The following is a 25071-nucleotide window of genomic DNA, read 5'->3' on the forward strand; positions in this document are numbered from 1 at the left end:
CATCACCTTCACGTTTTTCAGCGGGTTCTGGAAAATGATATTCGGAGACTTGATCGCAAAGTCCATGTTGTGCATATGCGGCATCGCGTCTATCGTACGGGCGCGCTTTACCTGAAGCGGAACGGCGACCAGATCTTCATACAAAATGAACTTTCGCGAGAATACGACGTCCCGATCTTCATTCAAAATTTTCAACATATAATTCCCACTTACTTTGAGTTGCGTCTGGCGGTTCGGGAACGAGATCGTATAATGCGAATAAATCTGAAGCGTATTGAAAGAGTTCGTATAGGTTTGGATGCGGATGTCGTCAAAACCCGACAAATATTCCTGTTTCACGAGCTGGGACGGCCTCCAATCGTAATCGCAATGCACGATTTGGTAATAATAATTGGCCTCGTTACCATACAAATCGTCAAACTGAACAGTGAATCCATCGTTGAGCGAAAAAATCGGGATCACATTCTGTCCGCTGGTTTGGGTAAACATGATCGAGCGTATGTTATAAGGCGCCTGGATTTCGGTTTCGACCTGAGCGTTGGTCGCAACAAAGAGCAACAGCAAAGCAGCCGTGAGGAATCTTGTCATGGTGAGGAATTGAGATTTCGTAAATATAGGAAAAATGCGTCAAGGCGTTCCCCAAAAACAATGCCGATGATGGGAGCCAATCCGGCTATCCGCTATTAGCTTTCGGCGCGAAAAACCATTTTGCAAACCGCGGCTCGGGCTTCCTCCGGTCGCCCTCGCTGCGGCGCAAAATTAGCATTTCCCGCCAAAAGGCTAGCCGCTGCTATCCGGGCTAAAAAGTGGTGAAAGGTCGAAACGGGCAGGGAATCACAACCTAAGAAATCTCGAGGATGCTAAAGTTGTGGCAAGAACCAATTAACAAAAAGTACAGGAAAACTGTAATTGAATGTGGCGCGAAAACCTTATTTTTATAGATATAACAGATCTGGAAAGATCTGTTATATCTGTCAAGCGCGACCTTTTTTATTTCCTGCATTTGACCGGCACTCATCCGAACGCCAAACAAAAAAATCCCTATTTAAATACCACAGGAATTATTTCACCGGCCGCCAGGCAATATTTTTCCACGAGTCCCGGGGCGATTTTGTTCGTATAGTCTTCTTCGACGACCGTAAAGCCAATGCTTCTCAGCTTGTCGAAATAGTCGCGCCCGTAAACGCGAACGTGGTCGTATTGGCCAAAAATTTCCGCCCGCTTTTTAGGGTCGGTAATCGAGTCGTCCTCAAATGTCGTTTCCCGCTTCAAATCTTGGGGAATCTGGAAAATTCCCATTCCGCCGGGCTTCATCACGCGATATAATTCCTGCATCGCTTTGGTGTCGTCCGGGATATGTTCCAAAACGTGGTTACACAAGATGAGGTCGTATTGGTTGTCATCAAACGGCAAATTGCAGATATCCGCTTTGACGTCGGCCAGAGGCGAATACAAATCCGTCGTGGTATAATCGAGGTTTTTTTGGTTGCGGAACAATTTGTAGAACGCCTGTTCGGGAGCAAAATGCAACACCTTTTTCGGAGCCGTAAAAAAATCCGTTTCATTTTTCAGGTACAACCACAGCAGGCGATGGCGTTCGAGCGAAAGCGTGCTCGGCGACAATACGTTATCGCGTTGCTTCCCGTATCCGTAAGGCAGGAATTTCCTGAAACTTTTTCCGTCGATAGGATCGGTAAAAGTGTCGCCGGCCAAAACTGCCGCGATAACCGGGCGCGCGACGTAACTCAACCGGATCAGGATCGGTCGCGGAATCGCGTTGAGTATGAATTTGAAGAGTTTCTTCATTACGATAGCACTAAGGCCTCACGTCTGAATTCCTGCTCTTCATCACTTTCGATTCCGAGTGCCTTGTAAATGTAGGCGTAGGTGGAAAGTAATTCCGGCTTTCCGTCTATGATGGCCACGTCGTGTTCGAAGTGTGCTGACGGTTTTTTGTCGGCCGTTACGATCGTCCAGCCGTCCTTGAGGGTTTTGATGTTGCGCACGCCAAGGTTGATCATCGGCTCGATGGCGACAACCATGCCTTCGGAGAACATCTTGCCTTTGCCGCGTTTCCCGTAGTTGGGCATTTCAGGCTCTTCGTGCATTTTTTTGCCAAGCCCGTGTCCGACGAGTTCGCGCACCACTCCATAACCAAAACTTTCTGTGTACGTCTGGATGGCGTTGGCCACATCGCCCACGCGGTTTCCGGCCCTGAATTCCCTGATCCCGATGTAAAGCGACTCCTTGGTCACCTCAAGCAATTTCTTGGTAGCGGGTGCCACTTCTCCGATTTCAAACGTATAGGCGTGATCGCCATAATATTCGTTCATCAACACGCCGCAGTCGACCGATACGATGTCGCCTTCCTCGATCGGGCGATTCGTCGGCAAACCGTGGACGACCTCTTCATTTACGCTTGTCAGCAATGTCGACGGGCATCCGTAAAGTCCCAAAAATCCGGGAATGCCGCCATTGTCGCGAATGAACGCCTCCGCCATTTTGTCGAGTTGCAACGTCGTGACGCCTGGCTTGATTTCAGAGGCGATCATGCCCAGGGTTTTGGAAACCAAAAGCGCGCTTTGGCGCATGAGTTCGATCTGTTCGCGGGTTTTAGGGATAATCATGTCGGTTGATTTTAACGAAATACAATCGGCCTTAGCCGTAATCGGCTGCAAAAATACAATATTATCCGTGAAATAAATGTGAACGTACGATATGACAATTATCATAGGTGAACGCGGTGGCTTGCTTTAATTTTGTCACTAAATTTAGAAGATGAGCAAGTATGTCACTGCGGCCCAGGCCGTTCAGATCGTAAAATCAGGAGACCGCGTGTATGTACATGCAGCTGCGGCAACGCCGAACCTATTGACCAAAGCACTTTCAGAGCGGGCGGCTGAATTGCGCGACGTCGAAATCTGCCATATGCACACAGAAGGTGAAGCGCCTTATGCAAATCCTGATCTGCATGAGAGTTTTCACGTAAATTCGTTTTTCATCGGTAAGAATGTCCGTCACACGCTCGAAGCCGGCAACGGATCGTACACTCCGGTTTTTTTGAGCGAAATCCCAAGGTTGTTCCGCAAAAACGTTCTCGCGATCGACGTCGTCCTGATCCAGGTTTCCCCTCCGGATTCACACGGCTATTGCACGCTCGGTGTTTCGGTAGAGGCGACATTGGCCGCGATCGAGAATGCGAAGACGGTGATCGCGATGGTAAATGTACGGATGCCGAGAACGTTTGGAGATAGTGTGATCCCGGTTTCAAAGATTGATTTTCTCGTCGAAGCGGAAGTCGCATTATACGCCCAGAAAATGGCTGCGATTTCAGATCAGGAAGCCCGAATCGGACATTTCGTCTCCTCGCTGATCGATGACGGAAGCACGCTGCAAATGGGAATCGGGTCGATCCCGAATGCCGCCCTGGCGAATCTCAAAGATCACAAACACCTCGGTTTGCATACGGAAATGTTTTCGGACGGCGTCATTGACCTTATCGAAAGCGGCGTGATCGATTGCAGTGCGAAAGGCGTCGTAAGAGGGCGCGCTTTGGCGACTTTCCTTATCGGAAGCCAGCGCCTGTACGATTTTGTAGACAACAATCCGTTCATCGAAATGCGCGAATCGTCATTCGTGAACGATACTTCCGTGATTCGCCGCAACCCTAAAATGGTGGCGATCAACTCGGCAATCGAGGTCGATATTACGGGCCAGGTGTGCGCCGATTCCATTGGAGGCAAAATGTATTCGGGCGTAGGCGGACAAATGGATTTTATGAGAGGAGCCGCACTCAGCGAAGGCGGAAAGGCAATCATTGCCCTACCGTCTGTAACCAAAAAAGGGGAGAGCCGCATCGTACCGTTTCTCAGGCAAGGCGCCGGAGTCGTAACTACCAGGGCGCACGTCCAATATGTGGTGACGGAATTCGGCATCGCAGACCTTTACGGGAAAACGCTGAAGCAACGCGCCAAAGCCATGACGGACATTGCGCACCCGGATCATCGGGAACGCATCGAGCAACAGTATTCCGAATTGCTTAAGGCTTGATAGGAACAAAAAAAAATTCGCGAATTCGGGTTTGTTTATCCTCGAATTCGCGAATTGGCATTGTACTCAGAACGTGCTTAGAGCAGCGAACTGCGCGTCATCGCATCCGGTTTGGCAATTCCCATGATATCGAGAATCGTCGGGGCAATGTCGCCAAGGATTCCGTCGCGGATCGATCTTCTGTCAGGATCTACCAAAACCATCGGAACCGGGTTCGTCGTATGGGCCGTGTTCGGGCTTCCGTCAGGATTGATCATCGTTTCGCAATTGCCATGGTCGGCGATCACGATAGTTGTATAGCCGTTTGCCAAGGCGGCGTTGATGACTTTCTCGGCACATCGGTCGACCGCTTCGCAGGCTTTGATCGCTGCCTCCATAACGCCGGTGTGGCCTACCATGTCGCCGTTGGCAAAGTTGAGGCACACAAAATCGACTTCGCCTTTTTCAAGCTCCGGAACCAAAGCGTCGGTGAGTTCGTAGGCGCTCATTTCAGGCTGCAAATCGTAAGTGGCCACTTTTGGCGAGTTTCTCAAAATCCTTGATTCGCCTTGAAAAGGTTCTTCGCGTCCGCCTGAAAAGAAGAACGTGACATGCGGATATTTCTCGGTTTCGGCAATCCGGATTTGTTTCTTTCCCGCCTTTGAAATGATTTCACCGAGGGTTTCGGTAATGTTGTCTTTGTCGTAAATCACGTGAACATTCTCATACGTGTCGTCGTAATTCGTCATGGTCACATAGTACAAGTTGAGCTTGTGCATGTTCTGCTCATGAAAATCCGATTGCGAAAGCGCTTCTGTCATCTGGCGTCCGCGGTCTGTACGGAAGTTAAAGAAGATCACGACATCGCCCTCTTTGATCGTCGCTAGCGGTTGCCCGTTGTCGCCGGTGACGACGATGGGTTCGATGAACTCGTCTGTAACGCCGTTCTGGTAGCTTTCGTGTATGCTGTGGACCGAATCTGTCGTAGGCGTCCCGATTCCGTGGACGAGCAAATCGTAGGCTTTCTTGACGCGTTCCCAGCGGCGGTCGCGGTCCATGGCAAAATAACGCCCGACGACCGATGCGATTTTCGCCGATTTGTTTTCAAGATAGTGTTTGAGGTCGCCTATGAAAAATGCGCCGGACTTTGGATCGACATCGCGTCCGTCCGTGAACGCATGAACGAAAACGTTTTTAAGCCCAAAATCGTCGGCGGCATCGACGAGTCCTTTGATATGGTTGATGTGGGAATGAACGCCTCCGTCTGAAACCAAACCGAGGAAATGCACGTCCTTATTGTGATCCTTGGCATACTGGAAGGCGTCGACAAGCGGCTTTTCGCGCGCAATGGAGCCATCTTCGACCGCCAGGTTTATCTTGACGAGATCCTGATAAATGATACGTCCGGCGCCGAGATTCATGTGCCCTACTTCTGAATTTCCCATCTGGCCGTCGGGAAGGCCAACGTTGAGCCCATCGGTGCGCAAGGTGGCGTGAGGGTATTTTTCAGGAAGAGAATTGATGAAGGGAACGTTGGCGTTGTCTGGTGCCGAAACTTTCGGGTCGGGAGAAATGCCCCAGCCGTCGAGGATCATCAGGATGACTTTGTTGTTCATGGTAAGGTGATTAGATAATTAGTCGATTAGATAATTAGAAAATTAGCGAATTAGCGAATTGGCTGGTTTGCGAATTAGCGAATTGGCGAATTTGTCGGTTAGGGATTGAACAAATAACCGACAGTTTGCAAAGATAACGCATTTACAAAATCGCAAAGTTGGGGCGGTGCGAATTGTTCGTTAAGATTTACGTCTGAGGGAATTGTAATCGATAAAATATCGGATGCTGACCGAAAATACGGAATTCAGGTTGTTGCCAAACAGGTTGTCGAGGTTGCGGCTCAGGTTGTTTTCGATAGCGGTGCGATAATCTCCGGCGTTATTGCGGTACAAAACCGAAATCTGGCTGGCCGGGGCGAACCACCACGAATAGGTAAGGTCGAAATTCCAAAGGTTGAGGTTCTCGTCATATGGAGCGACCACGGCCGGATCGTTGGATCGGAAGTCGAGAAAACCGTCGTTGCGCAGCGCAAACAGTTCGTCGTATTCGGCATAACTCCAATAGTAGCGCGCCGTCACATTGAATGTCATGCGATTGTTGACCGAATAGCGTCCCGAAAGTTCGGCGGTGACGGTCTTGCGGTCGCGTTCCCCGAAAATAATGTCCGAACCATCGATATCGACAAAGCCACGGTCGTTCGTATGAAAGATGTAATCGCCCGAAAGCACAAGCAACAATTTGTCGTTGATGCGGTAACGCGGGCCGATGTAGAACTCGAAAATATTGCGGTCGTTGTCGTCCGTAAAACTCGCGTAAGGATTCACGTCGATGGCGAACTTTCGATTGTAGTTCGATGAAAACAGCGTGCTGAACGTGGCCGAACGCGGATTGTAGGAATATCTTCCGTAGACACGCGGCTGGTAAAAATCATACGTGATCATCGGCTTTATGTTGGCCGAAAAATTCCAATAATCGTTTTTCTTGCTGTTGAAGTTCGTCGATGCGACCCAATAATAATCCTGGACCTTGCTGGTTTGGTTCTGGAATTCTATCGAAGAGGACAAATCGAAACGAAACGTATTGAAGGTTTTGTTCGGGTTGAGGATCCGATAATTGTAATTTGCGTAGAAATTATAGTAGTTGTTGATAAAGGCGATGCCCAGATCGTTGATGTCATAGTCTTTGGAGATGTACTTCGCCAGTAGATCGTAACGGTGGTTGCCGTGCGTCTTGATAAAGTTCAAAGCGGTTTTGAAGCCATCGTAATCGCCTATTCCGGAGAGATTCGACTCGTGGATGTAACTGTATTTGAAATCACCTGCAAGTTTGTACGTGTTCTTTTTCGTATTCAGGTCCCACACGAGAGCCGATACATTGGCGTCCCTATAATTGCCGTTTCGCGTCGTATTGGCATTTACCAACGATACCGAAGAATTTCCCTGGAAGCGCTGGTCGAGTACGACCAGGTTGTAATTGGTAAGCGGTTCGACAACCACTTTGCGCTGATCGCCGGTTACGGTATTTCGAATGGTAGCTGTCGTTTTTTCGGTGACCGCGTTGAGAATTCCGACGCCCAGCCCGCCTTTGGTTCGGCCTGAAAGTTTTAAGGCATTAATCAGGTCCACGGAATTCGGTTGGTCGATGATTTCTTCGTCTACGTTCGTGAGCGCAGTCGTCGACGGTGGCCCTCCGATGCGTCGCGAATACAAGAGCGCGCCTTTGTTGAACAGATCCGTGCCTTCGGTAAAAAAAGGACGGTTTTCGTTGAACTGCTGCTCGAAAGGCGAAAGGTTCAGGATGACGTTGTCGAAGCGTGTCTGGCCAAAATCCGGGATCAGGATCGCGTCAAGCGTAAAAGAATCGTTTATCCCGTATTTGATGTCGAGGCCGGCCTTGAAGGTGTTGCTGGATTGGTGATCGGTATAGTCGTAATAATAAGAAGCATACGGAATGAAAAACAAACGCGTGGGCGGTTTGATGTTCTCGATGCCTTCGAGGATTCCGGCCTGCGGAATGATCGCCCCGATTTTAGTGTCGATGCGGTTCCAGGTATATTTTTGTCGGTACCGGCGCAGTTCGCGATAGAAATTCAATCCCCAGGTTTGAACCGTTTCGTTGGAAAACCGAAGTGCGGCATAAGGAATGCGCATTTCCACGACCCAGCCCGAATCGGTGACCTGGACGTCGCTGCTCCAGATGGCGTTCCACGAAAAATCCTCGTTCTCCTCGACGGCCAAGGCGTCCATTTGCACGCCGGCGGCGCTCACGAAAAAACGATAGTCCTGCTGTCCGTCGTTGAAGCCGTTAATGAAAACGCCAAAGTGTTCGGAGGTTCCGAAATCGTCCCGCTCAGTAATTTCCTTGAGCATTTTGGACGGCTCGTCGTCGTATAACGTCGCCCCGATGTAGATTGCCTGATTGTCGTAAAGCACGCGCACTTCGGTTTTTTTGGAAGGGTCGATCGGTTTGCCGTTGTCAGGCTCAAACATGATAAAATCGGCCGCAACCGGAGCGGATTGCCAGATCGGCTCGTCTAGTTTTCCGTTAACGGTAATATTTTCGGTAGCAGATACGGCTTGAAGTGTTTTTTTCTGACCCGCAGCGAATTGCCAACACAGGAGAGCGAAAAGCGCTGAAAGGGTTGTAAAACGGGTCATTCAGGGGAAGCGTTTGGTGGAACAAATTTAGTATTTAATTCCAAATAACAATTTATTTACAATAAAATGCAATTCAGACCGTTATACTACCTCACTCTCGAAATTTTGGATTAAATCATCGTCCCGGCGAATCGTGAAGCCACTATGCTTAATGCATTTTGTCGACATATTTTGCCGTTAATCGGTAATTTTTTTATAAAAAGTTGGGATGGTAACTTTTAATCCTTATTTTTGGCGTCCCTGAATCTAAATTTAAAACCAAGAAGTTCAATGATTTACAGAATTTTCCCTGTTCTCTTATTTGCCGTTTTTGCCTTTACATCCGCAACACCGACGAAGACCGAGAAACCCGTGAAGAAGACCATTGCCGCCAATGAGAAGTCGGCCGTGGAAATGAAGATTGAGAATGTGTACGGAACCCTGAATGCAGGAAAATTTGCACTGCCAACGAAGCAAAGTTTTTACAAAGCCCTAGAAGGTTTTTACAAACTGAAGAGCCAAGGAGTTGTCGCCAAAGACATTTTGACCGTCATCGATTTTACGATGTCTTCCAACACAAAGCGCCTGTGGGTTATCGACCTGGCCACGAACACCGTGTTGTTCAATTCGCTTTGCGCCCACGGACGCAACACCGGAGATGAATTCGCCACTAAGTTTTCGAACAAGTCGGAATCATATATGAGCAGCCTCGGCTTTTACGCTACGGGCGAAATCTACAATGGTAAGCATGGGCAATCGCTCAAACTCGACGGATTACAGGCCGGCGTAAACGACAAAGCCCGCGCAAGAGGCGTCGTGATGCACGCTGCCGACTATGTTTCGGAATCCTTTATCGCTGCTCATCGCCGTCTTGGCAGAAGCCAGGGATGTCCGGCGCTGCCTAACGAACTGACAAAGGAAATCATCGGTACGATCAAAGGCAAGTCGTTGTTGTTCATTTATCATCCGTCAGGAGAAAAGAACTTCAGCAAATTACTGTCGTAAACGCTTGTACAAGTCGGCGTCGTAATTGTAGATGTCCTCACGAAACTCGAGTTCGCCTCGTTTATTCATCCAGGCCGTCCAATACAATTGATGGATGCGCGTCTTGTTTTTCAACTTAATGTAGGTGGTTTCCCTTGTGGCGACCACCTCATTTATTTTGTCGAGGTTCCATCTTACGGAATCGTTGATCAGATAAGCGGCCAGCGGCAGTGGATTTTGTACACGCACGCAACCCGAGCTCAGGCTGCGGTAATTCCGGCTGAAATAGTCGCGGTGATTCGTATCGTGCAAATAAACCGTAAACCGGTTCCTGAAATTGAACTTCACGTTGCCTAGCGAATTGTCGTCACCGGGATCCTGGACATAGCGATAATTGTTCGGTTTGGCGGAATTCCATTTTGAGGCCGATACGACCTCGCCTTTGTAATTGTAGATCGTCAGGCGGCGATTTCGGAAGTAGTTTGTGTCTTTTGCCGCATCGGGTCCTAAATCTTCTTTTATTATCGTAGGCGGAACCGTCCAGGTAGGATTCAGGATGACGTCCGAAAAAACCGACGACAGAACCGGCGTCTTCCGTTTTTCTTTTCCCACGACGACACGCCTCGTATCTACCGTATCGCCATTTTTGACGACGCGCAAGCGATAATCCGGGATATTGACGATCACGTACTGTTTACCCATTTCATGAGGAAACCAGCGCCAACGCTCGAGATTGGCGATGACTTGCTGCCTGCGTTGGATCTTGGTGAAGTTGAGTGCCGCAACGGTTCCGGCGCCCACTACGCCGTCAGGGACCAATCCGTGTCTCAGTTGGAATTTCTTCATCGCATTCGATGTCTTTTTGTCGAACCAGGCCGTTATGCTGTCCGACGGTTCGAGATCGCCCCAAAACATCAGGCGTCGCTTGATCGCTATTACCGTTGCCGAGGAATCACCGCGTTTGATCTTATGGGAAAAAACAATTTGCGTTAGCGTGTCTTTTCCGAACGAATCGAGTAACGACAATGCTTTTTTGAGACGTTTGTAAACCAGGTGCTGAGGTTCGATTTTCGAAACGACTCGTTGGAGCGAATCTCCAGAAACCGCCTGTGCCAGCGTTTGGTTGACGTTAAAACTCGGTTGGGGCAAGTCCCAATTCGGGTAAATGTGGTACGGATTGAGTTTTCCGCAGGAAACCTGGATCAGGAATTTCCGGACCGATTGCGTCAGCAGGAATTCGTAGGTAAGTTGTTCGGCCTCGGATAAATCGAGGTATTTTTTTTCGTACCTGCGGATTTTCTCGAGATAGAAATCGTCAGGGTCCAATCCATGCCGAGCTGCGGAGGAGAGAATTTCCATGGCTTTTTTTCGTCTTTCAGGGCCGACCCAAAACGTATGGAATTGTTGATCGCGGTAAAACGATGTGAGTTGTTTGTCGCCCAGTCTGACCACCGCGGACGAGTCGAACGCGACGCTGCCCGGCTCGTGTTTTATGACCGAAACCTTGCTGTCGGGTGTCGCCCCGGGTTTTTTGCATCCGACGGACGCGCCCAGCAGAACGAGGAAAAGTATTAGTTTTCGCATAGGCTTCACATTCGCTTGAACATCACGTAATGGGTGCCGATTTCCCCAATTTGGAACGGTTTTCCGGTAAGCTTATATCCCATTTTCTCGTAAAAACCGGTCGCGACCTCCCGTGCGTTGAACCACACGACCTCGGCCGCGGCCCGTCTCGCCTTGTCTTCGATAGCCTCGATAAGGATTTGTCCGAACTTTTGCCCTTGGTAATCTTCGAGGACCGCCATTCCTCTCAACTGAAATTGCCGATGATCCGGAAATGCGGGATGTTTGCTCTGGAAAAGTGACGCCACCGCAGCGAGTTCACCTGTCTCATAAAGACCGAAATGCGTCGTCGAACTTAGGTCGTCACCGTCGAACCGACAAGTTTCAACCGGTCTTCCGGGCCTCAAGACGGGATGGCGCACCGCATAGGTTTCCGAAGAAGGGATTTCGCGGATTTCGGGCATGGATGTTTGGGTTTTTTATTAAAGGTATAACAAATTCGCGCGCAACGGGATAGGCTTAACATTGAATTACGAACCGAAAAAACCTTAAAAAAAATTTCTGAAAAATTTGCGTGTAAGGATTCTTCTGTCTTATATTTGCACCACCAAAACAGAAATCATCGAACAGCTACGAAAGTAAAGGTTTTGTGAGACAAATGCGGAAGTAGCTCAGTTGGTAGAGCTCCAGCCTTCCAAGCTGGTTGTCGCGAGTTCGAGCCTCGTCTTCCGCTCCAAAGCCTTAGAGAAATCTAGGGCTTTTTGTTTTGGGTTTGAAGTTTAAAGTTCAAGGTTTAAAGTTAAAAGTTGGGCGTTCCGGCGGCTTCGAAATCCGGTTAGCGTCAAATATCTTTTGCCGCCGTCAGGCCTTTCGCTTCAAGTCCTCCGTCCAAAACCCTTTTTCGCAACTTCGCCTTTTGGCTTCTTGGGTCGCCAAAATCCTCGCGCTCAAAATTGGTTTGGTCGTGCGGGCTTTCCGCTTCAGTCCTTAACGCGGTCCCATTTCCGTCAGGCTTATCTGCCGATAAAACTCAAATCAGAACCAGGACGCAATTCTTCCGCATCTTTACCTTGAAGGAACAACCGCGCCGTCAAACTTCCGTTAAGCGTGATTTTTTCACCCTCGACTTCCAGCCAACTCCCTTCGCGCAGGCCTAAAACAGGGAGCGAATTAAACTGATGAAATTCCTTTATGCGGGTTTCCCGCGTTTCGCCCATGTGGTTCGATCGAGGATCGGCGTCGAGATAATGCGGATTCAAATTGAACGGAATAAGTCCCAACGTGCGGAAATCCGGCGGGTACACGATAGGCATGTCGTTGGTGTTTTGCATCGTCAGGCCGGTAATATTGCTTCCTGCACTGCTGCCGAGGTAAGGCGTGCCATTCTTCACGGCCTCGGCCAGCTCATCCATGACCTTGAACCTGTACAATTGGCTGACGAGCAGGAAAGTATTGCCGCCGCCGACAAAAATCGCTTCCGCGGCCCGGACAGCGTCGACCGGGTTTTCGTATTCGTGCAATCCTGAAACTTCGATTCCGATACTTTCGAACGCCAGTTTTGCGCGAACGGTGTAATCATCGTGGGAAATCCCGCCGGGACGGGCGTATGGAACAAAAAGCAATTTTTTCTTGGCATCGAAAAAGCGACGCAAATCGGGCATGAGGTATTCGAGATATCGACCGCCGTGCAGCGTCGAAGTACTCGCAATGATGAGTCGTTTCATTTGGCTTGGTTTTGAAGTGGGGAAGGTCGGGAGAATTGCGAAAGTACGCAACCGTTTACCTCGTCGCGACCCACGGTTTCAAGCAACTATTAACATAAACTTGTGAGCATTTTCCGAACATCTCGAATAAATTTACTCGACAAACTCAAACCTTCCCGCATGAAACGTGTTCTACTCTTACTGACCCTTTTGCTGGCGCTGCATTCTTCGGCCCAAAAACGCAAGGCGCTCGCCGGAAAAGTAACGGTAAGTGAACTTCCCGCCGAAGCGGATGAGGTCAAGATCACCAACCTGCAATCGGGTGAGAAGCTTGCGACAACGCCGGGCGGTTTCTTTACGGTGAACGTGCGAAAAGGGGATACGCTCATGTTCAGGGGAATCGAAATCGTGACAAGGAAAATGGTGATTACCGGGTTCGACATGGATGAGGAACTGCTACTGGTAGACCTCGATCGTCCGGGAACACAACTTTCGGCGGTAAACGTCGACGGAAGGAAAATCACGACGAGTTCGCTCGGAATCCCACAGGGAAAAGAATATACGGTTGCCGAACGCCGCGCCCATACCGGTTCCACGACAAAATCGCAGCGCCCGACCGACGAGGCTTACACCGCAGTAGGAACCGATGGCGCACTCAACAAACTCAGCGGACGCGACAAACAACTTAAGAAAGAGGTCGAGGTCGAGAAAAAACAAATGTGGAAACAAAAGCTCAGCGAGCGGTACGAGCGCAAATATTTTACCGACACACTCAAAATTCCGGCTTCTCACGTAGATGGGTTCCTCTTTTATTCGGTAGAGGATAAAAAGTTCCTCAACGCGCTTGAATCTGAGAATAACGAACAGATCGAACTCCAACTTGGCGTCCTCGCGACGCGATATAGAAAGACGTTAAAAGGGGAGACCAAATAACGATTTCCTTTCACCTCACTGAAACCGTGCTGGCCGATCTCGTTTTTGGCGCGATTTTAGCTTCGGGCCGACGCCACTGATTAAGGATCTGATCTTCGTTACCAACAAACACGAACTTACCGTCATTGAAAGCAAGTACCTACACCGTCATTTTATTGTTCTGTTCCTTGGCAATGTGCGCCCAGAAACTCAGATTTCGACTGGTGTCCGAAGGTAATCCGGCCGTAAACGTCAAAGTGCTCAACATCGTGACCGAACATACGGCCCAAAGTGACGCCAAAGGGGAATTTGTCATCGCAGTCAAAGTCGATGAAATGTTGGTCTTTCCGTCAGAAAATTACGAGTACAAGCGCTATTTGGTAAAGGAAGAAGATTTTAAGAAGACAGAAATCGTATTGGCGCTCGTCCCGAAACCTGTCGAGCTGGACGAAGTGGTAGTAAATCGCGACATCAATCCCGAAGATTTGGGTCTTGTTCCCAAAGGGCAAAAACAATACACTCCCGCCGAGCGAAGGCTCAAGCAGGCCGGCGAATTCAAGCCGATGCTTTTGGTCGGGCAATTGGCCGGTTTGTCGATTCCCATCGATCCGATAATCAATGCGATCACGGGTCGTACCAAAATGCTCAAGAAAGACTTGAAAACCGAAAAGCGCGAGCGAAGCCTGGCTAAACTGAATGCCATGTACGACAAGGCGTATTTTACGGACAAGCTCAGGATCCCATCTGATAAGGTCGAAGGCTTCCAGTACTACGTCGTCGAAACGCCAGAGTTTCTAGCAATTTTGGAAGCGGGCGTAAAGGCCAAAACCGATTTCAGCCTTACCGGTCTTGCGCAAAAATACAACGAACTACAAAGAGGTGAGAAGTAGAGCCGCTGCGTTTCTGGTTGTATTCAGTGTATGCGCAAGTTGGGCGCAGCAGGTTAATTTTCGGTTGGTTGGAATAGATTCTGTTCCGGCAGTCAATGTAAAAGTATTGAATCTGGTCAGCGAGAAAACGGCGGTAAGCGATGCGAACGGCGAATTTTCGATTGAGGCGAAAACAGATGAATTATTGGTATTTCCATCGGAAAATTTCGAATATAAACGCTATCTGATAAAAGAAGGTGACGCCGCCAAAAAACAGATTACGATCGTCATGATCCCCAAACCGATACAACTCGATGACGTCGTTGTTTTGAGAAGCATTAATCCTGAAGACCTCGGACTCGTCCCAAAAGGCCAGAAGCGGTATACGGTTGCCGAACGAAGACTGCGTCAGGCCGGCATCAATCCTCATGCGGCAGTCGGTGGGAGCGGTACGGCGGGCTTTGCGCTTTCCGTCGATGGGATCATCAATTCGATCAACGGCCGCAGCAAGATGCTCAAAAAGAATCTCGTGATCGAGCGCACCGAGGCTCGCCTGGTCAAGTTCAGGAGCATGTTCGCCGATGATTATTTTACGGAAAAACTGCATATACGTCCGGAGATGGTCGAAGGTTTCAGATATTACGTAATCGACGATCCCAAATTTATCGCGGCCCTAAAAACCAACGTAAAGGCAAAAATCGAGTTTTGCCTCGTCGGGATGGCCCAGAAATACAATGAATTGAATGATGAGACTGAATAAGGGAACGCTGGTTTTGGTGTGTCTGATGATAAGTTGCGCGAGTTTCGGCCAAAATTTGAGGTTCCGTCTTGTCGCTACGGATTCTTCGGCGGCAATGAACGTGAAAGTGGTCAATATCGTAACGGAGAAAACTGCCGTGAGCAATGCTTCCGGTGAGTTTCTGATGGAAGCAAAGCCAGACCAGATGCTGGTTTTTCCCTCAGAGAATTACGAGTATAAACGTTACGAAATACAGGCCGAAGACATCAAAAAGAAGGCGGTCACTATTGTTCTGATTCCAAAGCCCATTCAGCTTGACGACGTCGTTGTCAACAAAGATATCAGCGCCGAGGCAATGGGTTTTGTTCCGAAAGGACAAAAGCAATACACGCCGGCCGAGCGAAAGGTTTATACTGCGACTTCAGGACCGGTCGATATCGTGGCCAACGCGATCAGCGGACGCACCAAGATGCTCAAAAAACAGGTGTCGATCGAAAAGAAAGAAGCCCTTTTCGAAAAGTTGCGCTTCCAGTTCGACGATTCGCTTTACATCGCACAACTTCGGATACCGTCAGACTACATAAAAGGCTTCCAGTATTTTTGTATAGACGACCCGGCAGTCGCAAAAGCGTTGAACGCAAAAAACAAACCCATGGTTTTAGAGCGCATTTCACAACTTGCCCCAACTTATTTGGAGATGATCGCTAAAGAAGAAAACGATCGCGAAACCAGCGGGAAACCTTAATTTTGCACAATGAAAAAAATTGGTTTCGCTCTCGCCTTCGTTGTTGTGCTGCTGCTTAGTTCGGCATGGACGCATAAATTCTACGTTGGGATTTTCCAGGTCAACTATGCGTCCGAAAAGAAAATGCTTCAAATCACGACACGTATTTTCGTCGACGACCTGAACAACGCGCTTGAGAAAAAACACAAAAAAAAGTTTTTTATAGGCGAAAAAAATGTCGCTGAGGCTGATGTCGCCTCGATGAAAAAATACATTGCCGACAATTTTCGCGTTGCAGTCAATGGACAGCCGCTAGCGCTCGACTTCAGGTCGTATGAAATGGAAAATAACGTCGTCATATGTTATTTCAGGATAACCGATGTAGTCAGCGTGAAAACCCTCGACATTACCAACAAAGTGCTTTTCGACTTCGTAACGGAACAGCAGAATATCATACAAACCAATATCAACGGCAGCAAACAAAATCTTTTGCTTACGATTGACGAACCTAGCGGGAAGCTCACATTCTGAGCTAAAAATCCTTAAATTGCTTTTTTTTGATGCTATGAACAGAATTTCAAGCTTGCTTTTGCTTTCCTCGTTGGCGGTTTTTGCCCAGGAAACGCCAAAATCCAAAGAGTCGGGGCATACCGACACGAATAAATTCCGCCAGATGTACGATTTGCTGGCCACTCCAAATATGTACCGAACGGCTTCGGGAGCGCCCGGGCCTGAATATTATCAGCAAAAAGCCGATTATAAGATGGATCTCGTCCTCGACGACAAGGAGGCGAAATTATCGGGCGTCGAAACGGTAACCTATCACAACAATGCCAAGGAGCCGCTTGAATATCTTTGGATGCAGCTCGACCAGAACCAGGCCGCCCGTACCTCGTTGAGTCCGCTGCAGGAAAGCACAAAAGCCGACAAAACCATCAGCGTTTCCGGGTTTTCAAGGAAATACCTCGAGGAAAAATTCGACGGCGGGTTCCGGATCGAACAGGTCGCGGACGCGAAGGGGAATCCGATGAAATACACGATCAACCAAACCATGATGCGCATCGATCTCGACAAGCCGCTCAAGCATGGCGAAAAAATTTCGTTTACGATAAAATGGTGGTACAACATCAACAATTATATGAAAGACGGCGGTCGTTCGGGATATGAATATTTCGAAAAAGACAAAAACCGACTTTACGTATTGGCGCAGTTCTATCCGAGGATGGCCGTTTACAACGATGTCGAAGGCTGGCAGAATATGCAGTTTTGGGGATCGGGCGAATTTGCGCTGCCGTTCGGTGATTTCGAGGTCAACATCAATGTTCCCGCCGATCATTTCCTCGATGCGACGGGAGATTTGCAGAACCGCAAAGACGTTTATTCAGCCGAGGAACTCAAGCGCTACGACCTGGCGACGAAATCGTATGACAAACCGGTAATCATCCGCACACAATCCGAGGCGATCGAATTTGAGAAATCCCAATCCGACAAGCGCAAAACCTGGAAATTCAAAGCCACGAACGTGCGCGATTTCGGGATATCGACTTCGCGAAAATTCATATGCGACATGATGGCCGTCAACATAGGAGGCAAGAACATCATGGCGATTTCCCTTTATCCGAAAGAAGGAAACCCACTTTGGGAGGAATATTCGACGCGGGCCGTCGCTCACACGTTGAAATCGTATTCGAAATATACGTTCGATTATCCGTATCCGAAGGCCATTTCGGTAAACGCCCAGGATCAGGGAATGGAATATCCGATGATCTGCTGGAATTTCGGACGTCCGGATGCCGATGGAAAATACACCGATCGCACCAAATACGGTATGTTGGGCGTGATCATACACGAGGTCGGACACAATTTCTTTCCGATGATCGTCAACTCCGACGAGCGCCAATGGACGTGGATGGACGAAGGTTTGAACACGTTTATGGAATATCTCGCCGAGCAGACTTTCGACCCGAATTTCCCGTCTACACGAGGCCCGGCCAAAAATATCGTGCCTTATATGAGCGGTGCGCAGTCCGGCCTTGAGCCGATCATGTCGAATTCCGAAAGCATTCGTCAATTTGGTAACAATGCGTATGGGAAACCTGCGACAGCTCTCAATATTTTGCGCGAAACGATTCTGGGACACGATCTTTTCGATCATGCTTTCCGAACGTATTCACAGCGTTGGAAGTTCAAGCATCCGACGCCTGAGGATTTTTTCCGTACGATGGAAGACGCCTCGGGAACCGACCTCGACTGGTTTTGGAGAGGCTGGTTTTACACCACTGATTATAACGACATCGGTATAAAAGAGGTCAGGCAATTTTATGTTTCGGCGGACAAACCCAAGGATTTCGATTCTCCGGAGGTCAACCGTCGCAACCGCAGGCAAATGGCCGGGCCCCTTGTGTTCATGGTGACCGAGGGCGATTCGAACTTTAAACCGGAACTCAGGAAAGCGTTCGACCCGACACAGGTACAACCGCTCAACGAATACCTCGAGGCCAATTTTACGGCGGAGCAGCGCGCGGCTTTGGACAGTCCGAAATACTTCTATCAGGTTACTTTCGACAAGCCCGGAGGTTTGGTCATGCCGCTTATCGTCGAACTGACATTTGAGGATGGAACGAGTGAAACACATACGTTCCCGGCCCAGATATGGCGAAAAAGCGATGCCGAGGTTTCCCGTGTTTTCGCCGTGAAGAAAACCGTGAAAAAAATCCAGGTCGATCCCAAGGAGGAGACCGCCGATGTCGATATTGCCAACAACACCTGGCCAAAAGAAGCCGTCAAAACCAAATTCGACTGACGAAAATTTTGTTAACTCAAAACCTCGGGGCGCGTAACTTCGTACCTTTGTACAATACCTAAATTTTTCACCATGTTCGGAATAGGCGGAGGAGAGTTGATTTTTATCCTTTTTATCGTACTGATGCTGTTCGGGTCCGACAAGATTCCGGAAATGGCGCGCGCACTCGGAAAAGGCATGCGACAACTCAAGGACGCCACGAACGAGATCAAGAGCGAAATCCACAAAGGGGCCGAAGCGAACGGTCTCGACAAATCGCTTTTCGACGTGAAAGAAAACATTACCGCTGAAATCGACAAGGCAAAGGACAGCTTGATGGGCAACTCCGAAGATCTTGAGAAGACAAGGCAGGAATTGGAAGACATTGCGTCTGGCCCGATAAAAAGACAAAGCCGATGATCGATAAACTCATCGAACTCGACCAGCAGTTATTCATCTGGCTCAACAGTTTCGGCTCCGAGACTTTCGATGGATTGTGGCTCATCATAACCAAATTCACCAGTTGGATCCCGATTTTTGCGATAATCCTCTACCTGACCTTTAAGCGTTTGGGCTGGAAGCATGCCTTGTTGATAATCGGCTGCATCGCGCTGTTGCTGACGATCACCGACCAAACGACAAATCTTTTCAAAAATGGTTTTCAACGGTTGCGGCCGGGAAGCGATCCGGAAATCGTGGAATTCATAAGGGCCGTGATCAAGCGCAAATCGTTCAGTTTTATCTCTGGGCACGCTTCGAACTCCATGGCGGTGGCATTCTTTTGCTATCGCGTATTGCGTCCATATCTCAAATACACAGGATTGTTTTTCATATTTCCTGTTGTTTTCGCGTACAGCCGAATTTACCTCGGATTGCATTATCCCGGCGATATATTGGCGGGATATGTCTGGGGATTGGTTACCGGGACAATCGTCATTTACCTCTACGGATATTTGCGCAACAGATTCTTCCCTGAGCAAAAAGGCGATCTAGATCACCCGACTAACAGTGAGCCCGTCGCGGATGGGCAATAGAACCGTTTCGACTCGGGGATCTTCATTCACCATTTTGTTGTAGTCCAGTAGCGATTGGGTGCTTTTGTCGTTCGATTTGACTTCCTCCAAAACTTTTCCGCTCCACAATACGTTGTCAGACAATATGATTCCGCCTTTTGACATCATCGGGACGACCATTTCGAAGTAATTGGCATAATTGTGCTTGTCGGCATCGATAAAGACGAGATCGTACCTTTTGTTGAGGTTCGGGATGATTTCGAGAGCATTTCCCAAATGCTGGAAAATCTGATTTTTCCAAGGCGACTTATCGAAATATTTACGTTGGAAATTGAACAATTCTTCGTTGTTATCGACGGTATCGATCGTTCCGTTTTCGGTTAGGCCTTCCGCCATGCAAAGAGTCGCGTAGCCCGTATAGGTTCCAATCTCGAGAATGTTCCCGGGACGGATTATCTTCGAAAGCATACTCAAAACCCGTCCCTGTAAATGTCCGCTGAGCATTCTGGGTTGCAGTATCTTTTGATGGGTTTCCCGATTGAGATCTGCCAAAAGTTGAGGTTCTGCCTGTGAATGGCGTTCGGTATACGATTCGAGTTCTTCGGAAATGAAATGCATCAGGGTTTGGTATTCGTGAAAAAATGGATCAGGAATTCGGACTTCGTCGTGTCGTCCATCGCGCCATAACAGACGATGTTGTACGTATATCTGCCGCGGCTTCCCCACAAGGCAACCTGGTTTCCATCGGGATGGCGCAGGTTTTTGATCTTATAGAGCTGATAGGATTGGTTATCTGTGGCAAGCAAGTCAACTTCCCAGGCGCGCCGTATTTTTTTGAGCTTGTCAGCCACGTACAGTTTGAGCGCTTCAGATTCATTCGAGGCAGCTTTGTATTTTTTCGATTTCGTGTCGATGTAGAATCCGATGTTGCGGTCAGGGCTCGTCAGGTAAACCGATGTCGCCAGATCGCGTTTGTCGCGTTCCCAATTCCCTGGAATTTTGACCGTATCGATAGCCTTTACGGAATAGTACAGAGCCGTTAGATTGTCCTTTTCGGAATAACCGACCTTCTGGACTTGCGCATGGATGGAAATCGAGGTAACAAATGCGATAATTAGGAGATTGATTTTCATCGGATGTTTTTTCAAAGTTACGAATTCCTCTTTTTTGCCTTGGCGTTCTGAGGAATTTGCTAGGTCAATGGTTTTTTCGGATTGATTGCGAGCGGTTTGGAAGTTAGTTTTTTCCAAACATAACAGATTTTTTAAAATCTGTTATGTTTATCAAATTTAAGCCAATTCCACTTCGCCAAATTACAGATTTCCTGTACATTTTCTTAAATTCCAAATCCAGTTCAATCCAATTCCCGATTCCAGGTGACTTTACGAAATCCGTAACACCATCGCATGCGTTGACTTTCAACTTAAACCGTATCTTTGCACCGTGGAAATGGAAAAGAAAGACATACGGGCGTTGACGAAGGAAAAATTGCGCGATTTTTTTGTGGCAAACGGCGATAAAGCGTTCCGCGGCAATCAGGTTTACGAATGGTTATGGAGCAAAGGTGCCCACAGTTTCGAGGACATGACCAACGTGTCGAAAGATACGCGCGCTATGCTCGAACAACACTTCGTGATCAACCATATAAAGGTCGACAAAATGCAAAAGAGCGAAGACGGAACGGTGAAGAACGCCGTTCGCCTTCACGACGGCCTGCTTGTCGAATCGGTGTTGATTCCGACTGAGACACGCACGACAGCCTGCGTTTCCAGTCAGGTAGGATGTTCGTTGGACTGTAACTTTTGCGCGACGGCCAAACTCAAGCGTATGCGCAACCTCAATCCTGATGAAATCTACGACCAGGTGGCGGCTATCGATCGCGAGAGCAGGCTGTATCACAATCGTCCGTTGTCGAACATCGTGTTCATGGGAATGGGCGAGCCGCTGATGAATTATCCGAACGTGATGAAAGCGATCGAGAAAATCACCTCGGAGGAAGGCCTCGGCATGTCGCCAAAACGCATCACGCTTTCCACTTCGGGCATACCTAAAATGATCAAGAAACTTGCGGATGACGAAGTGAAGTTTAAACTCGCCGTTTCGCTCCACTCGGCAGTCGAAGAGATACGCAACCGAATCATGCCGTTCACCAATAATTTTCCGTTGACCGATTTGCGTGAATCACTCGAATATTGGTATGCCAAGACCAAGAGTCGCATTACCTACGAATACGTGGTCTGGAAGGGAATCAACGACGACAAAAAATCGATCGAGGCACTCGTGAAATTTTGTAAATATGTGCCGTGCAAGGTCAACCTGATCGAATACAATCCGATTGACGATGGGGAATTCCAGCAAGCGCCCGCCGAAGCCGTTAACGCTTACATTTCCGCTCTCGAAAGAAATGATATCGTGGTCAAAGTCAGGCGCAGCCGCGGTAAAGACATCGACGCAGCCTGCGGTCAACTCGCCAACAAAGACGAATAAAAAACGCCCTCTCAGCCGGGCGTTTTTTTATGGACTAATTCAATAAGATCGTTTCGGGCGATTCTGCGTTGATGGTCAACAGCGCAAAATAGTCGCAAATCCCATCGCCGTAATCGAGACGGGCGTCATCCGAATCCATCGTGAAACGCATTTGCCCTTTTCCGATGAACGGACAGGTCAGACGCCACAACAAGGGTACGTCGATCGCGCTGGTAATCGTGCCGCGCGAAGATGTCGAGGTGGAAGAGCCGGTTATCTGATAAGCATTGTCCGACCAATCTGAAGACGTTCCTTGCCCTTCCACCAATTCGCGGCTTCGGTCGGCACTGTGCTGGAAAACCACGCCGTCCGGTTTGGTGATTTCCATGTCCACATTGAGGTCGGCGACGTCGTGCAAATCGGGCTGGGCCGCGGTACTTTGCACAGAGAAATCGATGGATTGATTCCCCGCGATACGATGGTTGGCGTAATGAAAATCGTCGAACGTGTAATCGACATGATAGACCGGTGCGGTAAAATCCAGGCTGCCGCTGATTGTAATCTTCCCGGTTATGATCGCGCCTGAAGCCAATGTGCATCCCGACGTTCCGAAATCGATCACGCTTGTCCAACTTTCGCTTGTCGTAGTCGTAACCGACGCACAATCAGGAATCAAGCTCTCCGGTGCCGACGGGCCTCCTGAATTTGCCAATTGGTTGCGGTATTCCTGTTCGGCGATAACGGAAATGTCATCCGCCATGCGATCAAAAAAATTGACGTCACGCACCACGTTTTTATTGAGCACAGGTTCATCCTCTGTAGAGCAACTTCCCGCCAGCAATAGGGTCGCGGCAAGAAATAGCAGGAATTTAATCTTCATATTGCTTAAAGTTTGCGGTCGGCTAAGATCGGTAAAATCCTATCGATTTAAATCAAAGGTAAAAAAAGCGTCTTCATTTAACCTTTGAACTTGTGGCAACATTAGATTATCTTTGGGAGGCAAATGAACATCAGCGCTCAAATAAAGCAACCCATCAGGCCGGAGATGGAACTTTTCGAAAAGAAGTTCTACGAATCGATGTCGTCCCAGGTGGCGTTGCTCAACCGCATCACGTATTACATCGTCAACAGGAAGGGCAAGCAGATGCGTCCGATGTTCGTATTCCTCGTGGCCAAGATGGCTTCCGGCGGAACCGTCAACGAGCGCACCTATCGCGGAGCGTCGGTCATCGAACTGATCCACACCGCCACGCTTGTGCACGATGATGTGGTCGACGATTCCAACCGTCGCCGCGGATTCTTCTCGATCAACGCGCTTTGGAAGAACAAAATTGCGGTACTCGTCGGAGATTATCTGCTTTCGAAAGGGCTTTTGCTTTCGATCGACAACGGAGATTTCGACTTGCTACAGATCATTTCCGTCGCGGTTCGCGAAATGTCCGAAGGTGAATTGCTGCAAATAGAGAAAGCGCGCAGGCTTGATATTACAGAAGAAATCTATTACGAAATCATCCGCAAAAAGACCGCAACCTTGATCGCCAGTTGTTGTGCGTTGGGCGCGAGATCGGTCACGGACGATTTGGAGAAGGTCGAGAACATGCGCAAATTCGGGGAACTTATCGGAATGGCGTTCCAGATTAAGGACGACCTGTTTGATTATTCGGAGGAAGCCATCGGCAAACCGACCGGCATCGACATTAAGGAACAAAAAATGACGTTGCCGCTGATTTATGTCCTGAACAATTGTTCCGAAAAGGAAAAAGCCTGGGTTGTCAATTCGGTCAAGAACCACAATAAAGACAAGAAGCGCGTCAGAAAAGTCATCAATTTCGTCAAGGAGCGCAACGGTTTGGGTTATGCCGAAGCGAAAATGGAGGAATTCCGGAGCCAGGCGATCGTGCTGCTTGAAAAATATCCTGAATCGGAATACAAAAGCGCGTTGGAACTTATGGTGAATTACGTGATCGAACGCAAAAAGTGATCGCATTCGTTTTAAGACTGACGCGATATTTGAGAATTTGTTAACGGGATGAGTTTGTCGGAGTGTGATTCCGAAACTTGAAGGCGAACTATTTCCTTTAAATTCGTGTATTTGCGGCTAAAATAATTTTTGGACTGATTCGCTTCCTGGCTCGGTTTGAAACGTCAGTCTGGCTCAAATGCAGCATATTTAGTGATGTTGCCGCGAATTCGCGAATTGACTCTTAGCTTGACGCTTTCGCGCACCCGCGGCTAACATATTTTGTTCGTTGTCCGATTCTTATTTTTGCATTTGAAGCGAACTATTCCTTTTTTAAATTCGTGTATTTGCGGCTAACATATTTTGTGGACTGATCCGCTTCCTGGCTCGTTTTGAAACGTCAGTCTGGCTCGAATGAAGCATATTTAGTGATATTGCCGCGAATTCGCTGACTCTTAGCTTGACGCTTTCGCGTACCCGCGGCTAAAATATTTTGTTCGTTGCTCAATCTTATTTTTGCACTTGAAGCGAACTATTTCCCTATCTAAATTCGCGTATTCGCGGCTATAATGTTTCGTTCGTTATCCATCCTTATTTTGCACTTGAAGCCAACTATTTCCTTCTTAAATTTGTGTATTTGCGGCTAAAATAGTTGTTCGCGTATTCACTTCCTGGCTTATTTTGAAACGTCGGTCTGGCTCAAAATGCAGCATATTTAGTGATGTCGCCGCGAATTCGCGAATTGACTTTTAGCCTGACGCTTTCGCGTATCCGCGGCTAACATATTTTGTTCGTTGTCCGATTCTTATTTTTGCATTTGAAGCGAACTATTCCTTTTTTAAATTCGTGTATTTGCGGCTAAATATTCTGTTGACTGACCGCTTTCTGGCTCGGTTTGAAACGTCCGTCTGGCGCAATGCAGTATATTTAGTAATGTTGCCGCGAATTCGCAAATTGACTTTTAGCTTGACGCTTTCGCGTACCCGCGGCTAAAATATTTCGTTCGTTGCTCAATCTTATTTTTGCACTTGAAGCGAACTATTTCCTTTTTAAATTTGTGTATTTGCGGCTAAAATATTTGGGCGCGTATTCACTTCCTGGCTTATTTTGAAACGTCAGTCTGGCTCAAATGCA

The 25071-nt window shown here is 48.4% G+C and carries 23 protein-coding genes and 1 tRNA gene; 13 read left to right on the top strand and 11 right to left on the bottom strand.

Annotated elements, in window-relative coordinates; genetic code table 11:
* The 3 genes from HC229_RS12035 to map all read right to left on the bottom strand — a co-directional run.
* Positions 1-588, bottom strand: a 588-nt coding sequence (locus tag HC229_RS12035; protein WP_191020745.1) for a type IX secretion system plug protein, incomplete at its 3' end; no start/stop codon positions are given.
* Positions 589-1041: 453 nt separating this feature from the next.
* Positions 1042-1806 carry a class I SAM-dependent methyltransferase gene (locus HC229_RS12040; RefSeq protein WP_191020746.1) on the bottom strand — a complete coding sequence of 255 codons (765 nt, stop codon included), beginning with the start codon at positions 1804-1806 and terminating at the stop codon, positions 1042-1044.
* On the bottom strand, positions 1806-2627 hold the full coding sequence (map, locus tag HC229_RS12045; protein WP_191020747.1) for a type I methionyl aminopeptidase: 822 nt from the start codon (positions 2625-2627) through the stop codon (positions 1806-1808). The genes HC229_RS12040 and map overlap by 1 nt, the downstream gene beginning before the upstream one ends.
* A gap of 151 nt (positions 2628-2778) precedes the next feature.
* Between map and HC229_RS12050 the strand changes: the two genes are divergently transcribed.
* Positions 2779-4050: an acetyl-CoA hydrolase/transferase family protein gene (locus tag HC229_RS12050; RefSeq protein ID WP_191020748.1), complete on the top strand. Its 1272-nt coding sequence runs from the start codon at positions 2779-2781 to the stop codon at positions 4048-4050.
* Positions 4051-4127: 77 nt separating this feature from the next.
* Here the strand turns inward: HC229_RS12050 and gpmI are convergent, their stop codons facing one another.
* Together gpmI and HC229_RS12060 are read right to left on the bottom strand one after the other, a co-directional pair.
* A complete protein-coding gene (gpmI, locus tag HC229_RS12055; protein ID WP_191020749.1) occupies positions 4128-5645 on the bottom strand; it encodes a 2,3-bisphosphoglycerate-independent phosphoglycerate mutase in 1518 nt (505 codons plus the stop codon).
* A gap of 180 nt (positions 5646-5825) precedes the next feature.
* Positions 5826-8243 (bottom strand): DUF5916 domain-containing protein, encoded by a 2418-nt coding sequence (locus HC229_RS12060; RefSeq protein ID WP_191020750.1) that lies wholly within the window; start codon positions 8241-8243, stop codon positions 5826-5828.
* A 270-nt stretch (positions 8244-8513) separates the two neighbouring features.
* Between HC229_RS12060 and HC229_RS12065 the strand changes: the two genes are divergently transcribed.
* Positions 8514-9227: a murein L,D-transpeptidase catalytic domain family protein gene (locus HC229_RS12065; RefSeq protein ID WP_191020751.1), complete on the top strand. Its 714-nt coding sequence runs from the start codon at positions 8514-8516 to the stop codon at positions 9225-9227.
* Here the strand turns inward: HC229_RS12065 and HC229_RS12070 are convergent.
* Both HC229_RS12070 and HC229_RS12075 read right to left on the bottom strand, forming a co-directional pair.
* Positions 9216-10790, bottom strand: a complete 1575-nt coding sequence (locus HC229_RS12070; RefSeq protein WP_191020752.1) for a L,D-transpeptidase family protein — start codon at positions 10788-10790, stop codon at positions 9216-9218. The genes HC229_RS12065 and HC229_RS12070 overlap by 12 nt on opposite strands.
* Before the next feature lie 5 nt (positions 10791-10795).
* The gene (locus HC229_RS12075; protein WP_191020753.1) at positions 10796-11233 is read right to left on the bottom strand and encodes a GNAT family N-acetyltransferase; all 438 of its coding nucleotides are present in this window, start codon (positions 11231-11233) and stop codon (positions 10796-10798) included.
* 196 nt (positions 11234-11429) lie between these two features.
* Between HC229_RS12075 and HC229_RS12080 the strand changes: the two genes are divergently transcribed.
* Positions 11430-11505: transfer RNA gene (locus HC229_RS12080), tRNA-Gly, on the top strand.
* Positions 11506-11782: 277 nt separating this feature from the next.
* On the opposite strand, the gene pepE is transcribed toward HC229_RS12080, so the two are convergent.
* Positions 11783-12493, bottom strand: coding sequence for a dipeptidase PepE (gene pepE, locus HC229_RS12085; protein ID WP_191020754.1), 711 nt, complete (start codon positions 12491-12493; stop codon positions 11783-11785).
* 159 nt (positions 12494-12652) lie between these two features.
* Between pepE and HC229_RS12090 the strand changes: the two genes are divergently transcribed.
* From HC229_RS12090 to HC229_RS12125, 8 genes are all read left to right on the top strand, one after another.
* Positions 12653-13405: a hypothetical protein gene (locus HC229_RS12090; protein WP_191020755.1), complete on the top strand. Its 753-nt coding sequence runs from the start codon at positions 12653-12655 to the stop codon at positions 13403-13405.
* A 125-nt stretch (positions 13406-13530) separates the two neighbouring features.
* A complete protein-coding gene (locus HC229_RS12095) occupies positions 13531-14274 on the top strand; it encodes a hypothetical protein (protein WP_191020756.1) in 744 nt (247 codons plus the stop codon).
* Between the two features lie 64 nt (positions 14275-14338).
* Positions 14339-15013 carry a hypothetical protein gene (locus HC229_RS12100; RefSeq protein ID WP_191020757.1) on the top strand — a complete coding sequence of 225 codons (675 nt, stop codon included), beginning with the start codon at positions 14339-14341 and terminating at the stop codon, positions 15011-15013.
* Positions 14997-15737 carry a peptidase associated/transthyretin-like domain-containing protein gene (locus tag HC229_RS12105; protein WP_191020758.1) on the top strand — a complete coding sequence of 247 codons (741 nt, stop codon included), beginning with the start codon at positions 14997-14999 and terminating at the stop codon, positions 15735-15737. The genes HC229_RS12100 and HC229_RS12105 overlap by 17 nt, the downstream gene beginning before the upstream one ends.
* Positions 15738-15746: 9 nt before the next feature.
* The gene (locus tag HC229_RS12110) at positions 15747-16247 is read left to right on the top strand and encodes a DUF6702 family protein (RefSeq protein WP_191020759.1); all 501 of its coding nucleotides are present in this window, start codon (positions 15747-15749) and stop codon (positions 16245-16247) included.
* Between the two features lie 34 nt (positions 16248-16281).
* Positions 16282-18519, top strand: coding sequence for a M1 family metallopeptidase (locus tag HC229_RS12115; protein WP_191020760.1), 2238 nt, complete (start codon positions 16282-16284; stop codon positions 18517-18519).
* A 72-nt stretch (positions 18520-18591) separates the two neighbouring features.
* Entirely contained in the window at positions 18592-18918 is a 327-nt protein-coding gene (locus HC229_RS12120; RefSeq protein ID WP_191020761.1) for a Sec-independent protein translocase subunit TatA/TatB, read from the top strand.
* Positions 18915-19532, top strand: coding sequence for a phosphatase PAP2 family protein (locus HC229_RS12125; protein ID WP_191020762.1), 618 nt, complete (start codon positions 18915-18917; stop codon positions 19530-19532). The genes HC229_RS12120 and HC229_RS12125 overlap by 4 nt, the downstream gene beginning before the upstream one ends.
* Here HC229_RS12125 and HC229_RS12130 read toward each other — a convergent pair.
* Both HC229_RS12130 and HC229_RS12135 read right to left on the bottom strand, forming a co-directional pair.
* Positions 19488-20129: an O-methyltransferase gene (locus HC229_RS12130; protein WP_191020763.1), complete on the bottom strand. Its 642-nt coding sequence runs from the start codon at positions 20127-20129 to the stop codon at positions 19488-19490. The genes HC229_RS12125 and HC229_RS12130 overlap by 45 nt on opposite strands.
* The gene (locus HC229_RS12135) at positions 20129-20644 is read right to left on the bottom strand and encodes a hypothetical protein (protein ID WP_191020764.1); all 516 of its coding nucleotides are present in this window, start codon (positions 20642-20644) and stop codon (positions 20129-20131) included. The genes HC229_RS12130 and HC229_RS12135 overlap by 1 nt, the downstream gene beginning before the upstream one ends.
* Before the next feature lie 310 nt (positions 20645-20954).
* On the opposite strand from HC229_RS12135, the gene rlmN reads away from it, so the two are divergent.
* Positions 20955-21998 carry a 23S rRNA (adenine(2503)-C(2))-methyltransferase RlmN gene (rlmN, locus tag HC229_RS12140; protein WP_191020765.1) on the top strand — a complete coding sequence of 348 codons (1044 nt, stop codon included), beginning with the start codon at positions 20955-20957 and terminating at the stop codon, positions 21996-21998.
* A gap of 34 nt (positions 21999-22032) precedes the next feature.
* On the opposite strand, the gene HC229_RS12145 is transcribed toward rlmN, so the two are convergent.
* Positions 22033-22857: a hypothetical protein gene (locus HC229_RS12145; protein WP_191020766.1), complete on the bottom strand. Its 825-nt coding sequence runs from the start codon at positions 22855-22857 to the stop codon at positions 22033-22035.
* A 123-nt stretch (positions 22858-22980) separates the two neighbouring features.
* On the opposite strand from HC229_RS12145, the gene HC229_RS12150 reads away from it, so the two are divergent.
* Positions 22981-23958 carry a polyprenyl synthetase family protein gene (locus tag HC229_RS12150; protein ID WP_191020767.1) on the top strand — a complete coding sequence of 326 codons (978 nt, stop codon included), beginning with the start codon at positions 22981-22983 and terminating at the stop codon, positions 23956-23958.
* Positions 23959-25071: the final 1113 nt, after the last annotated feature.

It is taken from the genome of Flavobacterium selenitireducens (assembly GCF_014748335.1).
Classification (GTDB): domain Bacteria; phylum Bacteroidota; class Bacteroidia; order Flavobacteriales; family Flavobacteriaceae; genus Flavobacterium; species Flavobacterium selenitireducens.

Coding starts and splice junctions, on each gene's coding strand:
- HC229_RS12040 (WP_191020746.1), bottom strand. CDS start 1,806: ATGAAGAAACTCTTCAAATTCATACTCAACGCGATTCCGCGACCGATC.
- map (WP_191020747.1), bottom strand. CDS start 2,627: ATGATTATCCCTAAAACCCGCGAACAGATCGAACTCATGCGCCAAAGC.
- HC229_RS12050 (WP_191020748.1), top strand. CDS start 2,779: ATGAGCAAGTATGTCACTGCGGCCCAGGCCGTTCAGATCGTAAAATCA.
- gpmI (WP_191020749.1), bottom strand. CDS start 5,645: ATGAACAACAAAGTCATCCTGATGATCCTCGACGGCTGGGGCATTTCT.
- HC229_RS12060 (WP_191020750.1), bottom strand. CDS start 8,243: ATGACCCGTTTTACAACCCTTTCAGCGCTTTTCGCTCTCCTGTGTTGG.
- HC229_RS12065 (WP_191020751.1), top strand. CDS start 8,514: ATGATTTACAGAATTTTCCCTGTTCTCTTATTTGCCGTTTTTGCCTTT.
- HC229_RS12070 (WP_191020752.1), bottom strand. CDS start 10,790: ATGCGAAAACTAATACTTTTCCTCGTTCTGCTGGGCGCGTCCGTCGGA.
- HC229_RS12075 (WP_191020753.1), bottom strand. CDS start 11,233: ATGCCCGAAATCCGCGAAATCCCTTCTTCGGAAACCTATGCGGTGCGC.
- pepE (WP_191020754.1), bottom strand. CDS start 12,493: ATGAAACGACTCATCATTGCGAGTACTTCGACGCTGCACGGCGGTCGA.
- HC229_RS12090 (WP_191020755.1), top strand. CDS start 12,653: ATGAAACGTGTTCTACTCTTACTGACCCTTTTGCTGGCGCTGCATTCT.
- HC229_RS12105 (WP_191020758.1), top strand. CDS start 14,997: ATGATGAGACTGAATAAGGGAACGCTGGTTTTGGTGTGTCTGATGATA.
- HC229_RS12110 (WP_191020759.1), top strand. CDS start 15,747: ATGAAAAAAATTGGTTTCGCTCTCGCCTTCGTTGTTGTGCTGCTGCTT.
- HC229_RS12115 (WP_191020760.1), top strand. CDS start 16,282: ATGAACAGAATTTCAAGCTTGCTTTTGCTTTCCTCGTTGGCGGTTTTT.
- HC229_RS12120 (WP_191020761.1), top strand. CDS start 18,592: ATGTTCGGAATAGGCGGAGGAGAGTTGATTTTTATCCTTTTTATCGTA.
- HC229_RS12125 (WP_191020762.1), top strand. CDS start 18,915: ATGATCGATAAACTCATCGAACTCGACCAGCAGTTATTCATCTGGCTC.
- HC229_RS12130 (WP_191020763.1), bottom strand. CDS start 20,129: ATGCATTTCATTTCCGAAGAACTCGAATCGTATACCGAACGCCATTCA.
- HC229_RS12135 (WP_191020764.1), bottom strand. CDS start 20,644: ATGAAAATCAATCTCCTAATTATCGCATTTGTTACCTCGATTTCCATC.
- HC229_RS12145 (WP_191020766.1), bottom strand. CDS start 22,857: ATGAAGATTAAATTCCTGCTATTTCTTGCCGCGACCCTATTGCTGGCG.
- HC229_RS12150 (WP_191020767.1), top strand. CDS start 22,981: ATGAACATCAGCGCTCAAATAAAGCAACCCATCAGGCCGGAGATGGAA.